Annotated in this window: 23 protein-coding genes; 17 read left to right on the forward strand and 6 right to left on the reverse strand. The window is 69.0% G+C overall.

The window, feature by feature from the left end:
* The first annotated feature begins 114 nt into the window (after window positions 1-114).
* A complete protein-coding gene (locus QTI51_RS14240) occupies window positions 115-636 on the forward strand; it encodes an SH3 domain-containing protein (RefSeq protein ID WP_286514512.1) in 522 nt (173 codons plus the stop codon).
* Between the two features lie 41 nt (window positions 637-677).
* Here the strand turns inward: QTI51_RS14240 and glpK are convergent, their stop codons facing one another.
* On the reverse strand, window positions 678-2,174 hold the full coding sequence (gene glpK, locus QTI51_RS14245; RefSeq protein ID WP_286514513.1) for a glycerol kinase GlpK: 1,497 nt from the start codon (window positions 2,172-2,174) through the stop codon (window positions 678-680).
* A 74-nt stretch (window positions 2,175-2,248) separates the two neighbouring features.
* Window positions 2,249-3,019, reverse strand: a complete 771-nt coding sequence (locus QTI51_RS14250) for a DeoR/GlpR family DNA-binding transcription regulator (RefSeq protein WP_116909829.1) — start codon at window positions 3,017-3,019, stop codon at window positions 2,249-2,251.
* 120 nt (window positions 3,020-3,139) lie between these two features.
* Here QTI51_RS14250 and glpD point away from each other — a divergent pair, with 120 nt between their 5' ends.
* From glpD to QTI51_RS14330, 16 genes are all read left to right on the forward strand, one after another.
* Window positions 3,140-4,816, forward strand: a complete 1,677-nt coding sequence (gene glpD / locus QTI51_RS14255; RefSeq protein WP_503011511.1) for a glycerol-3-phosphate dehydrogenase — start codon at window positions 3,140-3,142, stop codon at window positions 4,814-4,816.
* Between the two features lie 148 nt (window positions 4,817-4,964).
* Window positions 4,965-6,041 carry an ABC transporter ATP-binding protein gene (locus QTI51_RS14260; protein WP_286514518.1) on the forward strand — a complete coding sequence of 359 codons (1,077 nt, stop codon included), beginning with the start codon at window positions 4,965-4,967 and terminating at the stop codon, window positions 6,039-6,041.
* 54 nt (window positions 6,042-6,095) lie between these two features.
* On the forward strand, window positions 6,096-7,166 hold the full coding sequence (locus QTI51_RS14265; protein WP_286514520.1) for an ABC transporter ATP-binding protein: 1,071 nt from the start codon (window positions 6,096-6,098) through the stop codon (window positions 7,164-7,166).
* Window positions 7,167-7,242: 76 nt separating this feature from the next.
* On the forward strand, window positions 7,243-8,133 hold the full coding sequence (locus tag QTI51_RS14270) for a carbohydrate ABC transporter permease (protein ID WP_116909825.1): 891 nt from the start codon (window positions 7,243-7,245) through the stop codon (window positions 8,131-8,133).
* Entirely contained in the window at window positions 8,130-8,942 is an 813-nt protein-coding gene (locus QTI51_RS14275) for a carbohydrate ABC transporter permease (RefSeq protein WP_116909824.1), read from the forward strand. Before QTI51_RS14270 ends, QTI51_RS14275 begins: the two co-directional genes overlap by 4 nt.
* A gap of 130 nt (window positions 8,943-9,072) precedes the next feature.
* Window positions 9,073-9,381: a DUF2160 domain-containing protein gene (locus QTI51_RS14280; RefSeq protein WP_116909823.1), complete on the forward strand. Its 309-nt coding sequence runs from the start codon at window positions 9,073-9,075 to the stop codon at window positions 9,379-9,381.
* Between the two features lie 99 nt (window positions 9,382-9,480).
* Entirely contained in the window at window positions 9,481-11,214 is a 1,734-nt protein-coding gene (locus tag QTI51_RS14285) for an ABC transporter substrate-binding protein (RefSeq protein WP_116909822.1), read from the forward strand.
* A 177-nt stretch (window positions 11,215-11,391) separates the two neighbouring features.
* Entirely contained in the window at window positions 11,392-12,402 is a 1,011-nt protein-coding gene (locus QTI51_RS14290; RefSeq protein WP_503011512.1) for a dialkylresorcinol condensing enzyme, read from the forward strand.
* On the forward strand, window positions 12,392-13,528 hold the full coding sequence (locus QTI51_RS14295; protein ID WP_286514524.1) for a beta-ketoacyl-ACP synthase III: 1,137 nt from the start codon (window positions 12,392-12,394) through the stop codon (window positions 13,526-13,528). The genes QTI51_RS14290 and QTI51_RS14295 overlap by 11 nt, the downstream gene beginning before the upstream one ends.
* Window positions 13,529-13,530: 2 nt before the next feature.
* Entirely contained in the window at window positions 13,531-13,926 is a 396-nt protein-coding gene (locus QTI51_RS14300) for a DarG family dialkylresorcinol biosynthesis protein (RefSeq protein ID WP_116909819.1), read from the forward strand.
* Window positions 13,923-14,903 (forward strand): BtrH-related acyltransferase DarH, encoded by a 981-nt coding sequence (gene darH / locus QTI51_RS14305; protein ID WP_286514525.1) that lies wholly within the window; start codon window positions 13,923-13,925, stop codon window positions 14,901-14,903. Before QTI51_RS14300 ends, darH begins: the two co-directional genes overlap by 4 nt.
* 310 nt (window positions 14,904-15,213) lie before the next feature.
* Window positions 15,214-16,122, forward strand: coding sequence for an ABC transporter ATP-binding protein (locus tag QTI51_RS14310; RefSeq protein ID WP_286514527.1), 909 nt, complete (start codon window positions 15,214-15,216; stop codon window positions 16,120-16,122).
* Between the two features lie 9 nt (window positions 16,123-16,131).
* On the forward strand, window positions 16,132-17,289 hold the full coding sequence (locus tag QTI51_RS14315; protein ID WP_286514530.1) for an ABC transporter permease: 1,158 nt from the start codon (window positions 16,132-16,134) through the stop codon (window positions 17,287-17,289).
* 38 nt (window positions 17,290-17,327) lie between these two features.
* Window positions 17,328-17,570 carry an acyl carrier protein gene (locus QTI51_RS14320; protein WP_116910105.1) on the forward strand — a complete coding sequence of 81 codons (243 nt, stop codon included), beginning with the start codon at window positions 17,328-17,330 and terminating at the stop codon, window positions 17,568-17,570.
* Window positions 17,567-18,664, forward strand: a complete 1,098-nt coding sequence (locus QTI51_RS14325; protein ID WP_286514536.1) for a beta-ketoacyl synthase N-terminal-like domain-containing protein — start codon at window positions 17,567-17,569, stop codon at window positions 18,662-18,664. The genes QTI51_RS14320 and QTI51_RS14325 overlap by 4 nt, the downstream gene beginning before the upstream one ends.
* Window positions 18,661-19,164 (forward strand): hypothetical protein, encoded by a 504-nt coding sequence (locus tag QTI51_RS14330; protein WP_286514538.1) that lies wholly within the window; start codon window positions 18,661-18,663, stop codon window positions 19,162-19,164. The genes QTI51_RS14325 and QTI51_RS14330 overlap by 4 nt, the downstream gene beginning before the upstream one ends.
* Window positions 19,165-19,200: 36 nt before the next feature.
* Here the strand turns inward: QTI51_RS14330 and QTI51_RS14335 are convergent, their stop codons facing one another.
* Genes QTI51_RS14335 through QTI51_RS14350 form a run of 4 tightly spaced genes read right to left on the reverse strand, consistent with a single transcriptional unit; the run spans window position 19,201 to window position 24,042 of the window.
* Entirely contained in the window at window positions 19,201-19,821 is a 621-nt protein-coding gene (locus QTI51_RS14335; protein ID WP_286515711.1) for an HD domain-containing protein, read from the reverse strand.
* A 14-nt stretch (window positions 19,822-19,835) separates the two neighbouring features.
* Window positions 19,836-20,936, reverse strand: coding sequence for a lytic murein transglycosylase B (gene mltB / locus QTI51_RS14340; protein WP_286514540.1), 1,101 nt, complete (start codon window positions 20,934-20,936; stop codon window positions 19,836-19,838).
* A 53-nt stretch (window positions 20,937-20,989) separates the two neighbouring features.
* A complete protein-coding gene (locus QTI51_RS14345) occupies window positions 20,990-23,050 on the reverse strand; it encodes a transglutaminase TgpA family protein (protein WP_286514541.1) in 2,061 nt (686 codons plus the stop codon).
* A 14-nt stretch (window positions 23,051-23,064) separates the two neighbouring features.
* Window positions 23,065-24,042, reverse strand: coding sequence for a DUF58 domain-containing protein (locus QTI51_RS14350; protein WP_286515712.1), 978 nt, complete (start codon window positions 24,040-24,042; stop codon window positions 23,065-23,067).
* Window positions 24,043-24,044 lie beyond the last annotated feature (2 nt).

The following is a 24,044-nucleotide window of genomic DNA, read 5'->3' on the forward strand; positions in this document are numbered from 1 at the left end:
AGGTGTTTTCAGCGGGGCGCCCGCGGAACTTGTTCACCATCGGGGCGCCCAGACGGGCTCCCCCCGGCGCCGCCGGACACCGCTCCCTAGCTACAGAAAAGGAACCCTCGCTCCATGGTCAGACCCAGCCGCTCGCTCGCCCACCGCCCCACCCCTGTCGTGACCCGTGCCTTCACCGGTGTCTTCACGCGTGCCTTTGCGTTGCTGCTCGCCTTCGCGCTTTCGTGGCTGGTGCTGCCGGCCGCGTCCGCCGCGCAACCGCAGATGGTCAGCGTCGCCGTCAAGACGCTCAACATGCGCACCGGCCCGGGCCCGCGCTACGAAACGCACTGGACCGTCAGCAAGGGCTACCCGTTCAAGGTGATCGGCCGCAAGGGCGACTGGCTGCACGTGAGCGACTTCGAGGGCGACAAGGCCTGGGTCTTCCGCCCGATGACCAGCAAGGCGCCGCACCGCGTGGTGAAGGCGCCCGTGGCCAACCTGCGCCGCGCGCCGGGCACGCGCAGCCCGGTGGTGAAGAAGGCCGGCTACGGCGACGTGCTGCGCACGCTGGAGCGCCGCGGCGATTGGCTCAAGGTGCAGCACGAAGGCGGCACCACCGGCTGGGTGCAGTCGCGGCTGACCTGGGGTTGGTAACTGAAGCGGGTTGCTGCTGCTGGCAGCCGCGCGCAGTTGCCTCAGGTCGCCGTGGCCTGGCGCACCGCGCGCTCCCAGCGCGCCATCGATTCCTCGGCCTGCGCGCGGCCCATGGTAGGCAGGAAGCGGCGCTCGACCTTCCACAGCTTCGACAGCTGGCGCGCGTCGCTGTACACGCCGGTCGACAGGCCCGCGAGGTAAGCCGCGCCCAGCGCGGTGGTCTCGACGACCTCGGGCCGCACCACCGGAATGCCCAGCAGGTCGGCCTGGAACTGCATCAGCAGGTCGTTCACGCTGGCCCCGCCGTCCACCCGCAGTTCGGCCACGGGCTTGCCGCCCGCGGCCACCGCGTCGCGGCTCATGGCCTGCAGCAGCGCGGCGCTCTGGTAGGCGATGCTTTCCAGCGCCGCACGCGCGATGTGCGCGACTGTGGTCCCACGCGTGAGACCGGTGATGGTGCCGCGCGCGTCCGCGTCCCAGTAGGGCGCGCCCAGGCCGGTGAAGGCCGGCACCATCATCACGCCGCCCGCGTCGGGCACGCTCTCGGCCAGCGACTGCACCTCGGCGCTGCCCTTGATGGCCTTGAGGCCGTCGCGCAGCCACTGCACCACCGCGCCGCCGACGAACACGCTGCCCTCCATGGCGTACTGCGGCGTGGTGTCGGCCTGCGCGGCGCTGGTCACCAGCAGGCCGTTGTGCGAAGGCTGGAAGGCGCCGCCCGTGTGCATCAGCAGGAAGCAGCCGGTGCCGTAGGTGTTCTTGGCCATGCCGGCCTCGAAGCAGGCCTGGCCGAACAACGCGCTCTGCTGGTCGCCGGCCACGCCGCCGATGGGCAGCGCGTGGCCCAGCAGCGCGGCGTCGGTGTCGGCGAAGTGCGAGCTCGACGGCTGCACCTGCGGCATCAGCGCGGCGGGAATGTCCAGCGCCTTCAGCAGGTCGGCGTCCCATGCGTTGTCGTGCACGTTGAAGAGCATGGTGCGCGAGGCGTTGCTCACGTCGGTCACGTGCACCTTGCCGCCGGTGAGCTGCCACATGAGCCAGCTGTCGACCGTGCCGAAGGCGAGCTCGCCGCGCTCGGCCTGCGCGCGCGCGCCGGGCACGTTGTCCAGCAGCCAGCGCAGCTTGGTGCCGGAAAAATACGCGTCGATCACCAGGCCGGTCTTCTCGCGGATGGTGTCGGTCATGCCCTCGTCGCGCAGCCTGGCGCACAGCGGCTCGGCGCGCCGGTCTTGCCAGACGATGGCGTGGTGCACGGGCTGGCCGGTCTTGCGGTTCCACAGCACGGTGGTCTCGCGCTGGTTGGTGATGCCGATGGCGTGGATGTCGGTGGGCTGAAGCCCGGCCTTGGCCAGCACCTCGCGCGCGGTGGCGAGCTGGCTGCGCCAGATTTCCATCGGGTCGTGCTCGACCCAGCCCGGCTGCGGGTAGATCTGCGTGAGCTCCTTCTGCGCGATGGCGACGATGCGGCCTTCGCGGTCGAACACGATGCTGCGCGAGCTGGAGGTGCCCTGGTCGAGGGCGAGCAGGTAGGTGGTCATGGTTTACGTGGTCCTCGTAGTCCGGTCTTGCGCCTTGTCCCTGTGGGGCAAGGCTGGCAGGCGGGGCCGCGCGCTCATGCGTCCCTGGCGATTTCCAGGCGCACCTGCGCGCTCTCCAGCAGTTCCGGGAACGGCGCTGGCGGTTGCGCGTCGGTGAACAGCCAGTCGATCTGCGACAGCGTGCCCAGCTGGATCATCGCGGGCCGGTTGAACTTGCTCGCGTCGGCCGCCAGCCACACCTCGCGCGCCTGCGCGATGATGGTCTGCGCCACCTTCACCTCGCGCAGGTCGAAGTCGCGCAGCGAGCCGTCCGACTCGATGCTCGACACGCCGATGAGCGCGATGTCCACCTTGAACTGGCGGATGAAGTCGATGGTGGCCTCGCCCACCACGGCACGGTCGCGCGGGCGCACCGAGCCGCCCGCCACGATCACCTCGCAGTTGGTGTTGCCGCTCAGGATGGTGGCGACGTTCAGGTTGTTGGTGATCACGCGCAGGCCGGTGTGGCGCATCAGCGCCTTGGCGATGGCCTCGGTGGTGGTGCCGATGTTCAGGATCAGCGAGCAGTCGTTGGGCACCAGCTCGGCCACGCGGCGGGCGATGCGCGCCTTGCCTTCGGCGTTCAGGGTCTCGCGCTGCTGGTAGCCGATGTTCTCGGTGGTCGAGCTGGGCACTCGCACCCCGCCGTGGAACCGTGTCAGCAAGCCCGCGTCGGCCAGCCGCTGCACGTCGCGCCGCACGGTCTGGAGGGTCACGCCGAGCATCTCGGCCAGCTGTTCGACGGTGACGGAGCCGCGCGTGCGCACGGTGTCAAGGAGGTTGATCTGGCGCGGATTGGAGTTCACAGAGGCGTCGTGGAGTGCGGGAAAACTGCGCCAAGGTTACAGTGCGCCCCAATTTAAAACGAAAGAAAACGAATGCACTTAGGGAAAACTCGGGGGAAAATCGCGCTAAAAGGAACCTAAGTGAAAAATCTCGAAAATACAATGGCCGCCGTTGGTGACCCAGGTCACGGATCCACGGAAGTTCTTCCAGTGAGCGATTTCTCCTCCGCCTCGCCCCAGCCAGCGAACCCGGCCCCCGCCGCCGCGGATTGCGACGTGCTGGTCGTGGGCGGCGGCATCAACGGCTGCGGCATCGCACGCGACCTGGCCGGCCGGGGCTGGCGCGTGGTGCTGTGCGAGAAGGACGACCTGGCCTCGCACACCTCTTCTTCTTCCACCAAGCTGATCCACGGCGGGCTGCGCTACCTGGAGTATTACGAGTTCTCGCTGGTGCGCAAGGCATTGCAGGAGCGCGAGGTGCTGCTCAAGAGCGCGCCGCACATCATGTGGCCGCTGCGCTTCGTCATGCCGCACGACCCCCGGGACAAGTCTTTGCGCCCGGCCTGGATGATCCGCATCGGCCTGTTCATGTACGACCACCTCGCCAAGCGCGAGGTGCTGCCGCCCTCGCGCAGCGTCGACCTGCGCCGCCACGCGGCCGGCAAGCCGCTGAAGGACCAGTACAAGCGCGGCTTCGTGTATTCCGACGGCTGGGTCGACGACGCCCGCCTGGTGGTGCTGAACGCGCTGGACGCGCAAGCACGCGGGGCCGAGGTGCTCACGCGCACGCGCTGCGTGCATGTGCAGCGCGGCGCCGACGACTGGGTCGCCACGCTGGAAGGGCCCGATGGCGCCCATCGCACGCTGCGCGCCCGCGCGGTGGTCAATGCGGCGGGGCCGTGGGCCGAGTCCTTTCTGCGCGGCGTGGCGCACTCGGCCAAGGGCGAGGCGCTGGCCACCAAGAGCCTGCGGCTGGTGAAGGGCAGCCATATCGTGGTGCCGCGGCTGTTCGAGCACGACCACGCCTACATCTTCCAGAACCCCGACAAGCGGATCATCTTCGCCATTCCGTACCAGGACGAGTTCACGCTGATCGGCACCACCGACATCGAGATCAGCGGCGACGACCCGGGCGGCGCGCGCATCGAGCAGGAAGAAATCGACTACCTCTGCACCCAGGCCAGCCGCTACTTCGACAAGCCCATCGTGCCGGCCGACGTGGTGTGGACCTATTCGGGCGTGCGCCCGCTGCTGGACGACGCCTCGGGCGACCCGTCGGCGGTCACGCGCGACTACCTGCTCGAGTCGAACACCGCGGCCGCGCCGCTGCTGTCGGTGTGGGGCGGCAAGATCACCACCTTTCGCAAGCTGGCCGAGGACGCGGCCGCCGAGGTCGGCAAGATGCTGGGCCAGTCGAGCGAGCAGCGCCCGGCCTGGACCGACGGCGCCTTCCTCGCGGGCGGCGACCTGTCGGGCTGGATCGGCGCGGCGCAGCGCCCGGACACCGACTTCGAGCGCTTCGTGTCCGCCGTGCAGGCCAAGCACCCGTGGCTGTACGGCCAGCTGGCCCGCCGCCTGGCGCGGGCCTACGGCGCGCGCATTGGCGACGTGCTGGGCGACGCCAGGTCTTTTGCCGACCTGGGGGCCGAAGTGGCGCCCGGGCTGTTCGAGCGCGAACTGCGCTTTCTGCAAGACCACGAGTGGGCGGTGAGCGCGCAGGACGTGCTCTGGCGCCGCTCGAAGCTGGGGCTGCACTACACGCCCGAACAGCGCGAACAGGTGGATGCGTGGATGCAGCGGCACGCGAAAGCGGTTTAAAACGGCGGGGAAAAGGGCGGCCGGCGAAGGCCCATCGATAGAAGACGAGCAGGGCGACAGTCAGACAGAGCGATACCAAGAGCGATACCGGGACCGAGAGCGAGTGACCAGCGGCTGAACCAAGACCCGTAACGGGCGGAGGGGACACATGCAACTGACTCTGGAGCGCGTGACCAAGAAGGTCGGCGCGCAAACCTGGCTCTACGAGCAAAGCATCGCGCCCCGCAGCGGCGCGGTGACGGTGCTGCTCGGCGCCACGCAGGCCGGCAAGACCAGCCTGATGCGGCTGATGGCGGGGCTGGACACCCCCACCGCGGGACGGGTGCTGGTCGACGGCAAGGACGTGACGGGCATGCCGGTGCGCGAGCGCAACGTCGCCATGGTGTACCAGCAGTTCATCAACTACCCGTCGCTCACGGTGGCGGCCAACATCGCCTCGCCGCTGAAGCTGCGCGGCGAGACGAACATCGATGCGCGCGTGAAGGCGCTGGCCGACAAGCTGCACATCGGCATGTTCCTGGAGCGCCTGCCGGCCGAGCTCTCGGGCGGCCAGCAGCAGCGCGTGGCGCTGGCCCGCGCGCTGGCCAAGAACGCGCCGCTGATGCTGCTCGACGAGCCGCTGGTCAACCTCGACTACAAGCTGCGCGAAGGCCTGCGCGAGGAGTTGACGCAGCTCTTCGCCACCGGCGATTCCACCGTCATCTACGCGACCACCGAGCCCGGCGAGGCGCTGCTGCTCGGCGGCTACACGGCCGTGATGGACGCCGGCGAACTGCTGCAGTACGGCCCGACGGCCGAGGTGTTCCACGCGCCGCAATCGCTGCGCGTGGCGCGCGCCTTCAGCGACCCGCCGATGAACCTGCTGCCCAGCACCGCCACGGCCGGCGGGGTGCAGCTCACGGGCGGTCCGGCGCTGGCGCTGGCCGTGCCTGAACACATGACGGGGGCCATGACAGTGGGCCTGCGCGCAAGCGCGCTGAACGTGAACGCGGGAGCGGGCGACATCGCCTTGCCCGGCAAGGTGGAGCTGGCCGAGATCTCGGGCTCCGACACCTTCGTGCACGTCGACACCGCGGTGGGCGAGCTGGTGGCGCAGCTCACCGGCGTGCACCGCTTCGAGCTGGGTGCCTCGATCACGCTGTACTTCAGCGCGGCGCAGGCCTATGTGTTCGATGCCGGCGAGCAGCTGGCGCTGGCGCCTGCGTGGCGCAAAGGAAACGTATGAGCCCCCTCGTTCATCACTGCGTGTATTCGCTGCCCCCCGAGGGGGAGGTGTGAGATGGCCCGCATCGATCTGAACCTGGCGCACGCCTACCGCCCCCACCCCACGCAGGACAGCGACTATGCGCTGCTGCCGCTGCAGATGAGCTTTCGCGACGGCGGCGCCTATGCGCTGCTCGGCCCCTCGGGCTGCGGCAAGACGACCATGCTGAACATCATCTCGGGCCTGCTCGTGCCTTCGCAGGGCACGGTGACTTTCGACGGCCGAGACATGACGCGCGCCACGCCGCAGGAGCGCAACATCGCGCAGGTGTTCCAGTTCCCGGTGATCTACGACACCATGACCGTGGCCGAGAACCTTGCGTTTCCGCTGCGCAACCGCAAGGTGCCCGAGGCGCAGATCAAGAAACGCGTGGGCGAGATCGCCGAGATGCTCGACATGAGCGGCCAGCTCAACCAGCGCGCCGCGGGCCTGGCGGCCGACGCCAAGCAGAAGATCTCGCTGGGCCGCGGGCTGGTGCGCAGCGACGTGTCGGCGGTGCTGTTCGACGAGCCGCTCACCGTCATCGACCCGCACCTGAAGTGGCAGCTGCGGCGCAAGCTCAAGCAGATCCACCGCGAACTGAAGCTCACGCTGATCTACGTGACGCACGACCAGGTCGAGGCGCTCACCTTCGCCGAAGAAGTGGTGGTGATGACGCGCGGCAAGGCGGTGCAGGTGGGCAGCGCCGAGGCGCTGTTCGAGCGGCCGGCGCATACGTTCGTGGGGCATTTCATCGGCTCGCCGGGCATGAACTTCCTGGCTGCGACAAGCGGCAACGGCACGCTCGAAGTGGCGGGCACGCCGCTGGTGCCCACGCGCGAACTGCCGCAGGGGGCGCTGAAGATCGGCATCCGGCCGGAGTACCTGCGGCTGTCGGCTGCGGGCGCGGCCGGCGCGGTGCCCGCGGTGGTGAAGAACGTGCAGGACGTGGGCACGCACGTGATGCTGAGCGTGGAGGCGGGGGGCAGCGTGCTGAAGGCGCGGCTGCATTCGGACGACGCGCCGCCCGCGGTGGGGGACACCGTGTGGGTGCGGGTGCTGGATGCGCACACGTGCTACTACAAGGACGAGGAGTTGGTGGCATGACACATCTATCACCCAGTCGCCGGTCTTGTCCCCTCTCCCATTCCGGGGAGAGGGAGATGGAGGGGGGGAGAAGGTCATGAACGCCACCAACAAGCCCATCAACCAGAAAGCCTGGTGGCTCGTGCTGCCCGTGCTCGTGTGCGTCGCCTTCTCCGCCATCGTGCCGCTCATGACGGTCGTCAACTACTCGGTGCAGGACATCATTTCCCCCGAGCGCCGCGTGTTCGTCGGCACCGAGTGGTTCGCCTCGGTGATGCGCGACGACGAGCTGCACCAGGCGCTGTGGCGGCAGCTGGGCTTCTCGCTGTCGGTGCTGCTGGTGGAGATTCCGCTGGGCATCGGGCTGGCGCTGTCGATGCCGGCCAAGGGCTGGAAGTCGTCCGCGGTGCTGGTGGTCATTGCGCTGTCGCTGCTCATTCCGTGGAACGTGGTGGGCACCATCTGGCAGATCTACGGGCGCGCCGACATCGGCCTGCTGGGCCACGCGCTGCAGAAGATGGGCATCGACTACAACTACACCGGCAGCGCCACCGACGCCTGGCTCACGGTGCTGGTGATGGATGTGTGGCACTGGACGCCGCTGGTCGCCCTGCTGTGCTACGCCGGCCTGCGCTCCATACCCGACGCCTACTATCAGGCCGCGCGCATCGACGGGGCCAGCAAGTTCGCGGTGTTCCGCTACATCCAGCTGCCCAAGATGCGCGGCGTGCTGATGATCGCGGTGCTGCTGCGCTTCATGGACAGCTTCATGATCTACACCGAGCCCTTCGTGCTGACGGGCGGCGGGCCGGGCAACGCCACCACCTTCCTGAGCCAGTACCTCACGCAGAAGGCCGTGGGCCAGTTCGACCTGGGGCCGGCGGCGGCGTTCTCGCTGATCTACTTCCTCATCATCCTGCTGTTCTGCTTCGTGCTCTACAACTGGATGCAGCGCGTGGGCACGCAGCAGGCGGAGGTGACGCAATGAACGACAAGCGGTTCCACAAGCGCAGCATCTTCCTGGTGCTGTACATCGTGTTCGCGCTGTTGCCCATCTACTGGATGGTCAACATGAGCTTCAAGACGAACGAGGAGATCCTGTCGAGCTTCTCGTTCTTTCCGCAGCAGCTCACCTGGGCCAACTACGCGCGCATCTTCACCGACGAGTCGTGGTACTCGGGCTACATCAACAGCCTGATCTACGTGGCGATCAACACCGTCATCTCGCTCGCGGTGGCGCTGCCGGCGGCCTATGCGTTCTCACGCTATTCGTTCCTGGGCGACAAGCACGTGTTCTTCTGGCTGCTCACGAACCGCATGACGCCACCCGCGGTGTTCCTGCTGCCCTTCTTCCAGCTGTACAGCACGGTCGGGCTGATGGACACGCACCTGGGCGTGGCGCTGGCGCACCTGCTGTTCAACGTGCCGCTGGCGGTGTGGATCCTGGAAGGCTTCATGAGCGGCATACCGCGCGAGATCGACGAGACGGCGTACATCGACGGCTACTCGTTCCCGCGCTTCTTCGTGCGCATCTTTCTTCCGCTCATCAAGGCCGGCGTGGGCGTGGCGGCGTTCTTCTGCTTCATGTTCAGCTGGGTCGAACTGCTGCTGGCGCGCACGCTCACGAGCGTGAACGCCAAGCCCATCGTGGCGACCATGACGCGCACGGTGAGCGCGTCGGGCATGGACTGGGCGACGCTGGCCGCGGCGGGCGTGCTGACGATCGTGCCGGGCGCGATCGTGATCTGGTTCGTGCGGCACTACATCGCGAAGGGGTTCGCGATGGGCCGTGTTTGAAACTTCTCCCTCCCCCTCTGGGGGAGGGCAGGGGTGGAGGCAAGCGGCGCATCCATCGGGCGCTCTGCCTGCCCCCATCCCAACCTTCCCCAAAGGGGGAAGGAGCAAGAGACGACAAGGAGACTCTGACATGTTCGACTGGATGGTCTGGACCACCCCCGTGGCCGTTTTCTTCACCTGCATCGCGCTCATGCTGGTCGGCATGACCGTGTGGGAGTTCAAGTCGCCCACCACGTTGCGCCGCGGCTGGCTGCCCATGGCCACCACGCGCGGCGACCGGCTCTTCATCGGGCTGCTCGCCGCGGCCTACCTGAACCTCATCTTCATCGGCCTGGCGGGCAAGTTCCAGGAGTGGCTCGCCCTGGAGGCCGAGCCGTCGATCTGGATCAGCTTCGTGCTGTCGATGGGCCTGCTCGCGCTGGTCATGCGCAAGGGCTGAGGCCGGGCTTTTTTTTCGTGTCGAGGAAACGTCCGGCTCTCCGCTTCCCGGGGCCGCGACAAGGAGAGACCGGGAGCACCAACCGAGGAGACATTCATCATGAAGATGCGCTACACCGCATTGGCACTGGCAGCGGCGATGTTCGCCGCGCACGGGGCTGCATCGGCCGGAGAAGCCGAGGCCAAGAAATGGATCGACAGCGAGTTCCAGCCGTCCACCTTGTCCAAGGACAAGCAGATGGAAGAAATGAAATGGTTCATCGACGCGGCCAAGAAGCTGCAGGCCAAGGGCGTGAAGGAGGTGTCGGTCGTCTCCGAGACGCTCACCACCCACGAGTACGAATCGAAGACGCTGGCCAAGGCCTTCGAGGAAATCACCGGCATCAAGGTGAAGCACGACCTGATCCAGGAAGGCGACGTGGTCGAGAAGCTGCAGACCTCCATGCAGTCGGGCAAGTCGATCTACGACGGCTGGGTGTCCGACTCGGACCTGATCGGCACGCACTACCGCTACGGCAAGATCATGTCGCTCACCGAGTACATGGGCGGCGCGGGCAAGGAGTTCACCAACCCCGGGCTCGACCTGAAGGACTTCATCGGCACCAGCTTCACCACCGCGCCCGACGGCCAGCTCTACCAGCTGCCCGACCAGCAGTTCGCCAACCTCTACTGGTTTCGCGCCGACCTGTTCGCGCGCAAGGACCTGCAGGACAAGTTCAAGGCCAAGTACGGCTACGACCTGGGCGTGCCGCTGAACTGGAGCGCCTACGAGGACATTGCCGAGTTCTTCAGCACCGACGTGAAGACCATCGACGGCAAGCCCATCTACGGCCACATGGACTACGGCAAGAAGGACCCGTCGCTGGGCTGGCGCTTCACCGACGCCTGGCTGTCGATGGCCGGCGCCGCGGACAAGGGCATTCCCAACGGCATGCCGGTCGACGAATGGGGCATTCGCGTGGCCGCCGACAAGTGCACGCCCACGGGCGCGTCGGTGTCGCGCGGCGGCGCCACCAACTCGCCGGCGGCCGTGTACGCGCTCACCAAGTACATCGACTGGATGAAGAAGTACGCGCCCAAGGAAGCCATGGGCATGACCTTCGGTGAATCGGGCCCGGTGCCGGCGCAGGGGCAGATCGCGCAGCAGATCTTCTGGTACACGGCCTTCACCGCCGACATGACCAAGAAGGGCCTGCCGGTGGTGAACGACGACGGCTCGCCCAAGTGGCGCATGGCGCCCGGCCCGAACGGCCCGTACTGGAAGCAGGGCATGCAGAACGGCTACCAGGACGTGGGCTCGTGGACCTTCTTCAAGGGCCATGACGCCAACAAGACGGCCGCGGCCTGGCTCTACGCGCAGTTCATCACCGCCAAGACCACCTCGCTGAAGAAGTCGATCACCGGGCTGACCTTCATTCGCGACAGCGACATCCGCTCCGACTTCTTCACGCAGAACGCCAACAAGTACGGCGGCCTGATCGAGTTCTACCGCAGCCCCGCGCGCGTGGCCTGGACCCCGACCGGCACCAACGTGCCCGACTACCCCAAGCTCGCGCAGCTCTGGTGGAAGAACGTGGCCGAGGCCGTCACGGGCGAGAAGACGCCGCAGAAGGCCATGGACAACCTGGCCGACGAGATGGACAACGTGATGGCCCGGCTGGAACGTGCCGGCATGGCCAAGTGCGCGCCCAAGCTCAACCCCAAGGGCGACCCGGCCAAGTACCTGAGCGACGACCACGCCCCGTGGAAGAAGCTGGCCAACGAGAAGCCCAAGGGCGAGACCATCGACTACAACAAGCTGCTGACCGCCTGGAAGGACGGCAAGGTGCGCTGAGCACGCGCTTTTTTCTGGCCGCTTCACGGGGGCCGCGCCGCAAGGGGCGGCCCCTTTTTTTCGGTCCTTTTTGGCACTGCGGACGTTTGATCGTCTGATTGCCGCGACGGCATGACCAATGGCAGATGCGTGGGGCCCGACCTTCGCTTACATTCGACGGCCCCGAAATGCCGCCCAGTGACTTCCAGTTCTTCCAGCCCCTCCAGCTCGCCCGAGCCAGCCGCCACCGCCCCGAGCGCCGTCAAGCGCGTGCTGGTCCTTCGCTACTCCCAGTCCGGCCAGCTCGACCGGGTCACCGATCAGGTCGTGGCGCCGCTGCGCGCCGACCCGTCGATCGCGCTGCACGAGGAAGTGCTGCGCCCGCTCGCGCCGTTCCCCTTTCCGTGGCCGTTCCTCAGGTTCTTCGACGCCTTTCCGGAATCGGCCCACATGAAGCCGCAGCCGCTGGCGCCGCTGTCGCTCACCGGTGATGAAGACTTCGACCTCGTCATCCTGCCGTACCAGGTGTGGTTCCTGGCGCCTTCGCAACCGGTCACCGCATTCCTGAAGCACCCCGTGGCGGCGCGGCTGCTCGCGGGCAAGCCGGTGGTCACCATCATCGCTTGCCGCAACATGTGGCTGCTCGCGCACGAGAAGCTCAAGGGCATGCTGGACGAGGTGGGCGCGCGGCTGATCGACAACGTGGTGCTGACCGACCCCGGCCCCACGCTGGCCACTTTCTTCACGACGCCGGCGTGGCTCATCTGGGGCCGCAAGCGCGGCTTCTGGGGCATGCCCGATGCCGGCCTGAGCAGCGAGCAGATCCGCGGCACCGCGCGCTTCGGCCGCGCCCTGCGCGACGCGCTGCGCCAGGGCCTGGAGCGCGGCACGCAGCCGCTGCTGGCCGGCCTGGGCGCGGTGCGGGCCGACGCGAAACTGCTGGTCAGCGAGAAGGCCGGCACTCGCAGCTTCTACCTCTGGGGCAAGCTCATCATGGCGGCCGGCGGGCCCGGCGCCTGGCAGCGCAAGCCGCTGCTGTTGCTGTACGTCGTGTTCCTCATCGCGCTCATCGTCACCGTGGTGCCCGTGAGCCTGACGCTGCAGGCACTGTTGCGACCGTTGTTCAGGGGGTGGCTGACTAAAATGACCGCCCAATTCGAGTGCCCTTCGGGCTCCGCCACGGACCGCACCCCCCTGTATGACGACTGATGTCTTCCTGACCCGCACCGCCGCCTTTTTGCCCTTTGCCCCGGTCAGCAATGAAGACATCGAAGAGGTTCTCGGCCGCATCGGCGGCAAGGCCTCGCGCGCGCGCCGGCTCATCTTGCGCAGCAACGGCATCCAGTCGCGCCACTACGCCATCGACCGCGCCACCGGCGCGCTGGCCATGACCAACGCGCAGCTCACGGCCTCGGCCATTCGCGCGCTGGGCGACGACCTGGGCCCGGTCGACTGCCTGGCCACCGGCACCTCGCTGCCCGACCAGCTCATGCCCAACCACGCGGTGATGGTGCACGGCGAGCTCGGCTGGCCGCGGCTCGAGGTGGTGGCCTGCGCGGGCATCTGCCTGGCCGGTACCGCGGCGCTGAAGCACGCGTGGCTGTCAGTGCGCGCCGGCGATGCGCGCCGCGCCGTGGCCACGGGCTCGGAGCTGGCCTCGGCCGTGATGCGCGGCTCGCGCTTCGAGGCCGAGCTGGAACACAAGCTCGAGGCGCTGGAGGCCCGCCCCGAGCTGGCCTTCGAGAAAGACTTCCTGCGCTGGATGCTGTCCGACGGCGCCGGCGCCGTGCTGCTGGAGCGCGAGCCGCGCGGCGCGCTGTCGCTGCGCGTGGACTGGATCGACCTGTCTTCCGCCGCGCACGAGCTGCCGGTGTGCATGTATGCCGGCGCCGAGAAGAACGCCGAAGGCGGCCTCGACGGCTGGGCGCGCAAGTCGCCCGAAGACTGGCAGCGCGAATCGACCTTTGCCGTGAAGCAGGACGTGCGCCTGCTCAACGAGAACATCGTGCGCGCCACGCTGGGCGAACCGCTTGCGGCCATCGTGGCGCGGCGCGGCCTGAAGGCGGCGGACATCGACTGGTTCCTGCCGCACCTGTCGTCGCACTACTTCGTCGAGCCGGTGGCCCAGTGCCTGGAGTCCATCGGCCTGCCGATTCCGCGCGAGCGTTGGTTCAGCAACCTCGCGAGCAAGGGCAACACGGGCTCGGCGTCGCCTTACATCATGCTCGACGAGCTGTTCCGCTCGGGCCGCATCAAGCCGGGCCACAAGCTCTTGATGTTCGTGCCCGAAAGCGGCCGCTTCTCCAGCGGTTTCATCTACATGGAGGCTGTGTAGCCATGGATCTCGACGCGGTGCCGCAGGAAGGCAATGCCACCCTGGCCGGTCATTCGAAGCTGATGTACGCCCGCGACGCGCAGGGCCGCGTGGTCACCACCACCTCGCGCGGCTGGGAGGCGGAAGAAATCGTCACCAGCCACGCGGTCGACCTGCTGGTCGGGCAGGCACAGGCCGCCAGGCTGCGCGTGCAGGCGGGGCTGGCCTCGCCGCTGGAATACTGGATGTACGAGCGCCGCATGGACGTGGCGCTGCTCTCGCAGACCAGCGGTTTCTGGCAGTGGCGCGTGCGCCGCCATTTGCAACCGCGGCATTTCGCCGCGCTCTCGCCGGCCCAGCTTGCGCGCTACGGCGACGCGCTGGGCCTGAGCGTTTCCACCTTGCAGGGCTTGCCGTGAAGTTTCAACACCAACAGGCGGCGCACTGCGAAAGCGGCGTCATCTCCAGCCTCATGCGCCACCACGGCGCGCCGATGAGCGAGAGCATGGCGCTGGGCCTGTCGTCCGCCATTTCGTTCGCGTACCTGCCGTTCATCAAGCTGTCGGGCCTGCCGCTCATTTCGTACCGCATGCCGCCCAAGGCCATCATCAAGGGCCTGCTGGCGCCGATGGCCGCGCGCTTTCGCTTCGAGACCTTCCGCAGCCCCGAAGCCGGCCAGCAACGGCTGGACGCACTGCTGGCCGACGGCAAGCTCGTGGGCCTGCAGACCTCGGTCTACTGGCTGCCTTACTTTCCGCCGAACATGCGCTTTCACTTCAACGCGCACAACCTGCTGGTGTACGGCAAGGAGGGCGACGACTACCTCATCAGCGACCCCGTGTTCGAGGAGCCCGTGCGTTGCGCCAGCGGCGACCTGGCCCGCGCCCGCTTCGCCAAGGGCGTGCTCGCGCCCAAGGGCCTCATGTACTACCCCCAGGCCATCGACCGCAAGACGGTGGATGCGGCCTCGGTCACCAAGGCCATCCGCAAGACCGTGCGCAACATGCTCGCGCCCATTCCCATCGTGGGCGTGCGCGGCATGCACACGCTGGCCAGGCGCATGCAGAAGCTGTCGCCCACCGACCCGCGCAGCGTCGACTTCATCGGTCATGTGGTACGCATGCAGGAAGAAATCGGCACGGGCGGCGCGGGCTTTCGCTTCATCTACGCGGGCTTCCTGCAAGAGGCCGCGCAGCTGCTCGACAAGCCGCAGCTGCAACAGATGTCGGAGCGCCTCATCGCCATCGGCGACGGCTGGCGCGCCTTCGCACTGAAGGCCGCGCGCATGGTGAAGGGGCGCGAAGCGGTCGACCCAGTCGCGCTGGCGGGAAAGCTGCGGGAGCAGGCGCAGCAGGAAGAGAGCTTCTTTCGCGATCTCAAGGCTGCGGTTGCTTGATGGCAAGTCATTCAGGGTGCGATCACGCCGACGGGGTATCCCTTTTCTCGAATGTCCCCCGGCCTTCGGCCTCCTCCTTTATTTCTCGAAATGGGACACCCCGCCGTCGTGATCGTTGGGCAATGCAGTCGTTGATCGCAGATCACCCGCTGCGTGCCCAGCTGAACAGGGCGTCGGGTGCTTCCCGCAGCGAAATAAAGGGGGAGGGGCGCAGCCCCGGGGGACATTCGCGGAGGGAAGTACCCGGCGGCCTGTTCACACGCCCCGAACGGCGCCCTGCAGACGCCGGAGAACAAAAAGCGGGAGCCAGATGCTGGAACTGAAGAACCTCGGCTACCGCTACCCGCAAGCACAGGCACCCGCACTCGACGACGTGTCGCTCGAAGTCCCCAGGGGCTGCGTGCTGGGTTTGCTCGGCCCCAACGGTGCAGGCAAGACGACACTGATCTCGCACCTGTCGGGCGTGCTCGCGGTGCAGTCGGGACAGATACTCATCGACAAGGAACCGCTGCAGCAGGTACGTGCGAAGACTCCGACGCGCATCGCCGTCGCGCCGCAGGAGCACGCGTTCTATCCGATGCTCACCGTGGCGGAGAACCTCGCGGTGTTCGCGTCGGCAGGCGGTCTGTCGGGCGCGCGCAAGAAGCAGCGCATCACGGCCTGCACGCAGTTCGCGCAACTGGAACAGTTCTCCAGCGTGCGCGCCGAAAGACTTTCCGGTGGCCTCAAGCGGCGGCTCAACCTTGCCATCGCGCTGCTGCCCGAACCCGAGCTGATGCTGTTCGACGAACCCACCGTGGGCGTCGATCCGCAGTCGCGCGCGTTCATCCTCGACGCCATCAAGAGCCTGGCGCGACAGGGTGCGGCCGTGATCTATGCGTCGCACTACATGGAAGAAATCGAGGCCATCGCCGACCGCGTCGCCATCCTCGACCACGGCCACGTGCTGCGCGAAGGCGCGCTCGACGAACTGCTCTCGAAAAGCGCCATGTTGCTCACACTGTCTGCCGACGGGCTCGATGCCCCGATGCTCTCGCGCTTCGGCACGGTGGAGCAGGCCGGTACGCACTGGCGCGTTCACCTGAACGCCGGCAACGGGCCCGCTTCCGTGCTGGCCGCGCTCGAAGCCGCCGGCATCGAGGTGCGCCACGCCGAGTTCGGCCGCCACGACCTCGAGCAGCTCTTCATGACGCTCACCCACCGCTCGCTGCGCGACTGAACGCACCCCATGCTCCTCGCGCTCATCAAGAAGGAACTGCTCGCCCTCGTGCGCGACATGCACGGCCTGGCCGCGCTGTTCTTCATGCCCATGGTGTTCATCGTGCTGATGTCGCTCACGCTGAAGGACATCTACCGCCCGCCGCTGGCCGAGCTGAACTACGCCGTCGACATGCGCGACAGCGCCACGCCCGCGCAGTGGCTGCTTCAGCTCTGGCAGCGCAACCACGGCGCGCCCCAGCCGCTGGCCGCCGACTGGCAGGCGCGCCTGCGCAACGGCTCGCTGAAGTACGTGATCGTGATGGAGCCGGGCCTGTCCGAGGAACTGGAATCGGCCGCGCTGTCGACGCAGGCGCGCATCCGCCTGCTGACCGAGCCCGGCATCGACGCCAATTTGTTCAACGCGCTGCGCGCCGAGCTCGTCGGCGCGTCGGGCGAGCTCAAGGCGCGGCTTGCGCTGGCGGTGCCTGGCACGGCCAGCCCCGCGCCCGACGCGTCGATCCAGGCGATGGTGCACGCCGAGCGCTTTTCCACCGCCGGCCCGCGGCCGACCTCGGTGCAGCAGAACGTGCCGGCGTGGCTGGTGTTCGGCATGTTCTTCGTGGTGGCCTCGCTGTCGAGCCTGTTCGTGCAGGAGCGCAGCTCGGGCGCGCTGGGCCGGCTGCAGAACCTGGGCGTGTCGCGCACCACGCTGCTGGCGTCGAAGGCCTTGCCCTACCTGGGCGTGAACGCGCTGCAGGCCGTGTTCATGCTGGCCGCCGGCATCTGGTTCATGCCGCTCGTGGGCGGCGACGCGCTCTCGCTCGCGGGCATCCACTGGGGCGCGCTGCTGCTGTCGCTCGCGGCCGTGAGCCTGGCGGCGGTGAGCCTGTCGCTCGCGCTGGCCTGCCTGGTGCGCAGCCATGCGCAGGCCGCCACCATCGGGCCGATGGTCAATGTGCTGATGGCCGCGGCGGGCGGCATCATGGTGCCCAAGTTCGTCATGCCCGGGTTCATGCAGCGGCTGGTCGAGGTGTCGCCGATGAACTGGGGGCTCGAGGCCCTGCTGACCGTGCTGCTGCGCGGCGGCGGCGTGGCCGATGCGATGCCGCAGGTCGCCCGGCTGGTCGGCTTTGCGGCGCTGATGTTCTTGCTGGCCGTTTTCTTGTTTCGCAGGCGCACACCGTGAGCACAGTCACACCCGAATTCATCGCCAGCCTCAAGGCCATGGTGCTCGAAGCCGTCGAAAAGGACGCGCCCCCGGGCGGCCTGGGCGATGACGAGCCGCTGTTCGGCCCCGAGGCCCGGCTCGACCTCGATTCGCTCGACGCGCTGCAGGTGTCCATGACCATCCAGCAGCGCTTCGGCCTGCGCATGCCCGACAGCAAGGAAACGCGCCGGGCGCTGAGCTCCGTCGCGCACCTTGCGGAACACCTGGCACAGCACCTGGCGCTTGCCGGAAAAGCATGACAGCGGTGTTCCTCGCCGGCATGGGCCTGGCCTGCGTGCTGGGCGACGACATGCTCGCGGTGCTGGCCGCGCTGCAACGCGGCGGCGTGCCGCCCACGCCGGTGAAGGTTGCCGAGGGCGTGCACTGGCCGGTCTACAAGCTGGCGCGCGACGAAGGGCAACCCGGTGAAGAAGGCCGGCAAGGCGACTGGACCCGGCGCGTGCGCCGCACGCTGCGCCACGTGGTCGCGCAAACCGGCGACTGGGGCGCGCGCACCGCGCCGCTGTTCGTCGCGTCTTCGTCGCTCGACATCGGCGGCATGGAGCAGCTGCCGCAGACGCAACGGCTGGACGGCGACCTGCAGGATTTCGCGGACGTGGCGGCGGCGGCGCTCGACTGGCAAGGGCCGGTGTTCACCGTGTCCACCGCCTGCACCTCGGCGCTCAACGCCGTGCTGGCGGCGGCCGACCTGGTCCGCGGCGGCGGTGCCGAAGAAGCCCTGGTCATCGGTGCCGAGATGGACAACCGCTTCACCGTCGCCGGCTTCGGCGCCATGCAATTGCTGGCGCCCGACCGCGCGCAGCCCTTCGGCGCGCAGCGCAAGGGCCTGGCGCTCGGCGAGGCGGTGGCCGCGTTACGCCTGCGTTCGCAACCGGCGCGCTGGCAGGTGCTGGGCGGCGCGAACGTGGTCGACGGCCGCAACCCCTCGGGCACCGAGGCCAGCGCCGTGCGGGCGATGTGCCGCGAGGCCTTGGCACAGGGCGGCCTGCAGCCCGGTGACATCGACCTCGTCAAGGTGCAGGCCGCGGGCAGCCCGGTGAACGACGCCATCGAGGTCGAGGCGTTGAAGCAGGTGTTCGACCCGCTGCCGCCGCTCGTGTCGCTGAAGTCGGCCATCGGCCACACGCTGGGCGCGGCCGGCGCGGCGGAGCTGGCCTTGCTGGTCGGCTGCATCGAGGGCGGCGTCTGGCCGGCGGTGGACTACCCCCTCGATGACACGCTGGGCATCGCACTGATCGCACAGGCGCCGCGCAGGTTGCGCCACATGCTGTTGAGCGTCGTGGGGTTCGGTGGCGGGCACGCCTCTCTCGTACTGAAGGACTGCACCGCATGACGCCCGATGCAACGAGCGGCTGGCGCACCGTCGCGCACTTCGTGGCCGATCCGCCGCCGGCGGAGTGGCGCGATGCGCTGGCGCAGCGCCTGGGCCGCAGGCCGCGCCGCGTCGGCCTGTGGACCGAGCTGGCGATGCATGGCGCGCGCTGCTGCGTCGACGCGGCCGGCGAAGCCGCATTGCCCGCCGGCGCGCGCATGCGCGTGGCGAGCCTGCGCGGCGCATGGGACGCCACGCACGCGGGGCTGGCGCAGCTCGACGCGGGCCTGCCGATGCCCTTCACCTTCATGCAGAGCCAGCCCGCGCTGATGCTGGCCGAAGTGGGCCGCTGCCTCGATTGGCAGGGCGATGCGAGCTTCATGCTGTGCCGCGATGCGCAGCGGCTGCTGCAGCTTGCGAAGCTGGGCGCCTCGCGCGAGGGCTTGTTGTTCGGCGTGGTGGAAGAGCCGCGCGAGGGCGGAGCGCCGCGGACCGAATGGTGGCGGCTGGTGCCCGCCTGACGATGCTCGACTGAACGCGGCGCGTGAGTCGCGGCCTCAGCCCGCGATCGACCGCTGCAGGTTGGCGCGCGCCCGCGCCTCGAGCAGCGCGTGCATGCGCGGCGTGGCGTAGATGGCGTCGCGGTCCAGAAAGCGCTGGAGAATCGCGCGCCGCCGCGGCAGCCGCACCGCTGCCGGAACGAAGCCGTATTCCTCGCCGACCTGGCGCTCGTACTCGTCGAAGCGCGCGCGCTCGGCGCCGAGGATCGACAGGTCGATGTCGATCAGCAGTTCCGCATCGCGGCCTTCGGGCACCGCGTCGTGGCAGGTGGCCATCACCAGCGCATGCACCCGTTCGGCCGCGGCCTCGCCGGCACCCGCCGCGCGCAAGGCCTCGCGCGCCCAATAGGCGCTGCGTGCTTCGTTGTCGTGCGCGTGCACGTCGTACACCGCGTCATGGAACCACAGCGCGAGCGCCACTTCGCCGGGGTGTTCGGCCAGCGCCTTCTCGCGCTCGAACCAGCCGAGGCATTCGCGCAGGTGCTGCATCGTGTGGTAGTGGCGCTGGGGCTCGGCGTAGCGGCGCTGCAGCTCGCTGCACAGCGCGTCGTCCGGCGCGGCGACACCCAGCGCCTGCCAGGCCTGGTGCCAGTTCGCGCGCAATGCATCGGGCGTCATGGCGCTGGTCGTTCTCACTGCTCCATCGCGGCCTTGACCTCTTGCCCGAGGTCGAGCACCGACATGGCGTAGTAGCTGCTCCAGTTGTAGCGCGTGATCACGTAGAAGTTGCGCGTGCCGGCCACGTAGCTCGGCGGTGCGTCCGCGCCGTTCTGCAGCTCGATCAGCGCGAGCAGGCCCTTGTGGCGAATGCCTTCGCCCTCGGGCACCGCGCCCGCGGCCACGAAGCTGTCGGCGCTGAAGGTCGGCAGGATGTCGGGTGCCAGCAGCAGCGCCTTCTGCAGCCGCGCCTCGTCGAAGTGCACCGGGTAGATGGCCGGCATGCCGGGCTTCCAGCCGAAGCCCTTGAAATAGTTGGCGACCGAGCCGATCACGTCGGCCGGGTTGTTGACCAGGTCGATGCGGCCGTCGCCGTCGAAGTCGACCGCGTACTTGGCCATGCTGCTGGGCATGAACTGCGGCATGCCCATGGCGCCTGCGTAGCTGCCCAGCGGCGTGAGCGGGTCGTCGGCGGTGCGGCTCTCGGTGCTCAGGAAGCTCTCGAGCTCGCCGCGGAAGAAGGCCTGGCGCTCGGCGGCGCGCGGGTGGCCGTCGGGGAAGTCGAACGACAGCGTGGCCAGCGCGTCGATCACCCGGAAGCTGCCCATGTTGCGGCCGTAGATGGTTTCCACGCCGATGATTCCGACGACGATTTCCGGCGGCACGCCGTACACCTGCTCGGCGCGCGCGAGCGTGTCGGCATTGGCGCGCCAGAAGCGCACGCCGGCCGCGATGCGCACGGGGTCGATGAAGCGGCTGCGGTAGGTCTGCCAGTTCTTCACTGTGCCGACCGGGCCCGGCAGCATCAGCCGCGGCACATTGGGCAGGAAGCGCGCGCTGCCGATGGTGGCGCGCACCCAGTTGCGGTCCAGGCCGCGGCGCTCGGCCACTTCGTCGGCGAACTGCATGGCGTCCTCGCGCGTGGCGTAGGGCGTGCTGCCCTTCACCGGGGTGACGCCGGCCGGGCGGCCGTTGGAAGACTTCTGTGCGACTGCCGCCGGGGACCAGGCGCAGCAGGCGGCAAGAAGGGCGGCTGCCGCGGCGGCGCGGGACGGCGTAGGGAGAAAAAATCGCATGGCACGATTGTGCCGCCCGGGCGCGCGAAGGCCTTTCATCGACACATGCGGTTTCAGCCGCGCGGGTTCGCGCCGGGCCACGCGAGGCGGCGGAACTCCGATCGCAGGGTGGCGAGCGATGCTGGCATGGAGGCCCCCGGAGACCCGGACGGGGCGTAGCGCTGCGCCTCGAGCTTCAGCAGCCAGTCGCGCACCGGTCGCGCGGCCGGGCCGAAGCGGGCGTCGGCGGCCTGGGCCATCTGGCGCGGCGGGGCCGTCTCGGGCAGCGCGAGGCCCGCCTTGGCGAGCCGCGCGCGCGCCTGGCCGAGCAGGCGCAGCCAGGGGTCGTGGCGGGTGCGCTCCCACAGCGTCCAGGCGGCGCCGGCCAGGCTCGCACCCACCAGCAGGTAGAGCAGCACATAGGCCAGGTCCTCGAGGCTGGGCGCGTCGAAGCCGATGTTCTTCAGCAGGTTGAGCTGGCGGCTCTGCGTGTAGTTGAGCACCCACTGGTTCCAGCCGTTGTTCACAGCCTCCCAGGCGGCGCGGATGTTCTGCGCCAGCGTGGGGCTCATGGCGCCGATGGCGCCGGCGAACAGGCCGGGCTGCTGGGCCAGGCGCTGGAACTGCCCGATGCGCCCCGGCGCCACCGAGGCCGTGGGGTCGACGCGCGTCCAGCCCGTGCCTTCCTGCCACACCTCGGCCCACGCGTGGGCGTCGCTCTGGCGCACCACCCAGTACTTGTCGATGCCGTTGAACTCGCCGCCCTGGTAGCCGGTGACGATGCGCGCCGGCACGCCCAGGTTGCGCATCAGCACCACGAAGGCCGAGGCGATGTGCTCGCAGAAGCCTTCCTTGCGGTCGAACCAGAACTCGTCGGCGGTGTCGTTGCCGTACACGCCGGGCTCCAGCGTGTAGGTGTAGCCGCCGGTGCGCAGGCGGCGCAGCGCGGCCTGCACGAAGGCCTGCGTGTCGGCCTGCGGACTGAGCGGGGCCAGCGCGGGTTCGGCGCGCATCTCGGCGGCCAGCGCGGCGGTGCGCGGGTTGGTGTTGGGCGGCAGCGCCAGGTAGGCCTGCAACTGGCCGCCGGTGCGCTTGAGCGGGCCGCTCTGGAACTGGGTGTAGCTCTCGGCGCGGTAGCGCACCAGGTCGTTCAGCGGCCGGTTGGCGAACCACTGCATGTCGGAGGTGCCGGTCACTTCCAGCCCCGGCGCCACGGGCGCCTTCTGCGCCACGTCGAGCGTCAGCAGCAGGGGGCGGTTGCTGGGTTCGAGCGTGACCTCGTAGCGCACCGGCTCGCCGCTCACGCGCAGGTTGGAAGCGCCCTGGCTGCTTTGAGCACCGCGGGCCCACAGGGGCAGCGCGGTCCATTCGCGGCCGTCGAACTGCGCGAGCACCGGGCCGCGGAAATACAGCTGGCTCTGCGGTGGTGCCTTGTCGCTCTCGAACCGGATGCGCGCGGCAATGCTCTCGTCGAGCGCCAGTTCGGCGATGGTGCCCACGCGCATGGTGTTCGACAGCCCCGTGCGCCCCGCCATCGCATCGCCCGGCGTGCCCCACAGCGGCGCCAGCCGCGGGAACAGCATGAACAGCGCCAGCATGATGGGCGCACCCGCCAGCGCCATCCACCCGGCGGTGCGCGCGGCCTGCATCAGCGGCGGGCGGCCCACCGGCATGTGCGCGTTGACCAGCGCCGTGAGCAGGCCCAGCAGCGCCAGCAACATGGTGAGCGCGGTGAGCAGCGACTGCGAGTAGAAGAAGTTCGTGAGCATCGCGAAGAAGCCCAGGAAGAAGATGACGAAGGCGTCGCGCCGCGCGCGCAGCTCCAGCGTCTTCAGCGCGAGCAGGATCACGACCAGCGTCACGCCCGCGTCGCGGCCGAGCAAAGTGCGGTGCGTGGCGTAGGTGGCGCCCAGCGTCATCGCCAGCAGCGCGATGCGCCACCACTTGCTCGGCAAGGGCTGCGCCTGCACGGCGAGCATGCCGCGCCACACCAGCACCATCGCCGTGATGGCGCTGCACCACCACGGCAGGTTTTCCACCTGCGGCAGCACGACCAGCGCGATGACCGCGAGCAGGAAGAGCGTGTCCCGCGCGTCGCGTGGCAGGGCGGCCAGCCGGGTCATGAGCTTGTTCATGGGTCAGGCTTTCTTCAGCACAGGGCCAGCGCCTCGAGGCAGGCGCGCCGGTGCGCTTCGCCCTGCGAGGGCTTCACCACCCGGCCCGCCACGCGCACGCCGTAGTCCACGCCCAGCCGGTCGGCCATCAGCACCCAGGCGCACAGGCGCGAGATGCGGGCTTCGGTCTCTGTCGCCGTGACCCCTGTGTGCTGGGCGTCGAGCCAGAGTTCTTCGCGCTGCGTCTGCTGGGTGTCGCGGCTCACCAGGTCTTCGGAGCCGGCGGCCTGCGCGCGCGCGGCTTTCTTCCACACCACCAGCTTCAGCGGATCGCCGCGCCGGTAGGCACGCACGCCGTCGTATTCGCCGGCGCTGTGCGAGCGCTGCGCGGCGGACACGGCGGCCGCGCCGGTCAGCGGTTCGCCCGGCGGCAGCGGCGGCGGGTGCGCCTCGGGCGTGGGGTACACCAGCATCTGCGCGGCCGGCCGCCACACGGTCCACACGCGGAAGGTGCCGAGCGGAAAGCGGGTTTCCGCCGTGAGCGGCGGCACGGGGTGCAGGCCCCGGCGCTCGGGCTTGAAGGCGATTTCCACGGTGGACGTGCCTTCGGCCGGCACGTCGGTCCAGGCCCACTGGCCGCTGCCGCGCACGGCCATGCCGATGCCGTAGCGCACGCTGCGCCGCGTGTTGTGCAGCACCACGCGAAACACCGCCGCCGCGCCCGCGTAGTGCGCCTCGGGCGCCACCATGTGCATCGCCAGCCCGCGCAGCGTGCCGTGGCACACGTGCATGCCCACGGCCACGCTGCCCGCGAGCAGGAAGGTCAGCAGGTAGCCCAGGTTGAGCTGGTAGTTGATCGACGCGATCAGCAGCACCAGCAGCGTGGCCGCCAGCGTCCAGCCGGCCCGCGTGGGCACGATGTAGACGTTGCGCTGCGTGAGCTCGAGCGTGTCCGACGGCGCACGCCGCGACAGGAACCAGCCGTCGATGCGCGAGCGCAGGGCGCCGGCCATGC

Origin of the sequence: Variovorax sp. J22G73, from assembly GCF_030317035.1 — a bacterium.
Taxonomy (GTDB): Bacteria; Pseudomonadota; Gammaproteobacteria; order Burkholderiales; family Burkholderiaceae_C; genus Variovorax.

What these genes read in the sequence shown, in the direction of transcription:
- QTI51_RS14240 (WP_286514512.1), top strand. Translation starts at nt 115, where the DNA reads ATGGTCAGACCCAGCCGCTCGCTCGCCCACCGCCCCACCCCTGTCGTG.
- glpK (WP_286514513.1), bottom strand. Translation starts at nt 2,174, where the DNA reads ATGACCACCTACCTGCTCGCCCTCGACCAGGGCACCTCCAGCTCGCGC.
- QTI51_RS14260 (WP_286514518.1), top strand. Translation starts at nt 4,965, where the DNA reads ATGCAACTGACTCTGGAGCGCGTGACCAAGAAGGTCGGCGCGCAAACC.
- QTI51_RS14265 (WP_286514520.1), top strand. Translation starts at nt 6,096, where the DNA reads ATGGCCCGCATCGATCTGAACCTGGCGCACGCCTACCGCCCCCACCCC.
- QTI51_RS14270 (WP_116909825.1), top strand. Translation starts at nt 7,243, where the DNA reads ATGAACGCCACCAACAAGCCCATCAACCAGAAAGCCTGGTGGCTCGTG.
- QTI51_RS14275 (WP_116909824.1), top strand. Translation starts at nt 8,130, where the DNA reads ATGAACGACAAGCGGTTCCACAAGCGCAGCATCTTCCTGGTGCTGTAC.
- QTI51_RS14280 (WP_116909823.1), top strand. Translation starts at nt 9,073, where the DNA reads ATGTTCGACTGGATGGTCTGGACCACCCCCGTGGCCGTTTTCTTCACC.
- QTI51_RS14285 (WP_116909822.1), top strand. Translation starts at nt 9,481, where the DNA reads ATGAAGATGCGCTACACCGCATTGGCACTGGCAGCGGCGATGTTCGCC.
- QTI51_RS14295 (WP_286514524.1), top strand. Translation starts at nt 12,392, where the DNA reads ATGACGACTGATGTCTTCCTGACCCGCACCGCCGCCTTTTTGCCCTTT.
- QTI51_RS14300 (WP_116909819.1), top strand. Translation starts at nt 13,531, where the DNA reads ATGGATCTCGACGCGGTGCCGCAGGAAGGCAATGCCACCCTGGCCGGT.
- QTI51_RS14310 (WP_286514527.1), top strand. Translation starts at nt 15,214, where the DNA reads ATGCTGGAACTGAAGAACCTCGGCTACCGCTACCCGCAAGCACAGGCA.
- QTI51_RS14315 (WP_286514530.1), top strand. Translation starts at nt 16,132, where the DNA reads ATGCTCCTCGCGCTCATCAAGAAGGAACTGCTCGCCCTCGTGCGCGAC.
- QTI51_RS14320 (WP_116910105.1), top strand. Translation starts at nt 17,328, where the DNA reads ATGGTGCTCGAAGCCGTCGAAAAGGACGCGCCCCCGGGCGGCCTGGGC.
- QTI51_RS14325 (WP_286514536.1), top strand. Translation starts at nt 17,567, where the DNA reads ATGACAGCGGTGTTCCTCGCCGGCATGGGCCTGGCCTGCGTGCTGGGC.
- QTI51_RS14330 (WP_286514538.1), top strand. Translation starts at nt 18,661, where the DNA reads ATGACGCCCGATGCAACGAGCGGCTGGCGCACCGTCGCGCACTTCGTG.
- QTI51_RS14335 (WP_286515711.1), bottom strand. Translation starts at nt 19,821, where the DNA reads ATGACGCCCGATGCATTGCGCGCGAACTGGCACCAGGCCTGGCAGGCG.
- mltB (WP_286514540.1), bottom strand. Translation starts at nt 20,936, where the DNA reads ATGCGATTTTTTCTCCCTACGCCGTCCCGCGCCGCCGCGGCAGCCGCC.
- QTI51_RS14345 (WP_286514541.1), bottom strand. Translation starts at nt 23,050, where the DNA reads ATGAACAAGCTCATGACCCGGCTGGCCGCCCTGCCACGCGACGCGCGG.
- QTI51_RS14350 (WP_286515712.1), bottom strand. Translation starts at nt 24,042, where the DNA reads ATGGCCGGCGCCCTGCGCTCGCGCATCGACGGCTGGTTCCTGTCGCGG.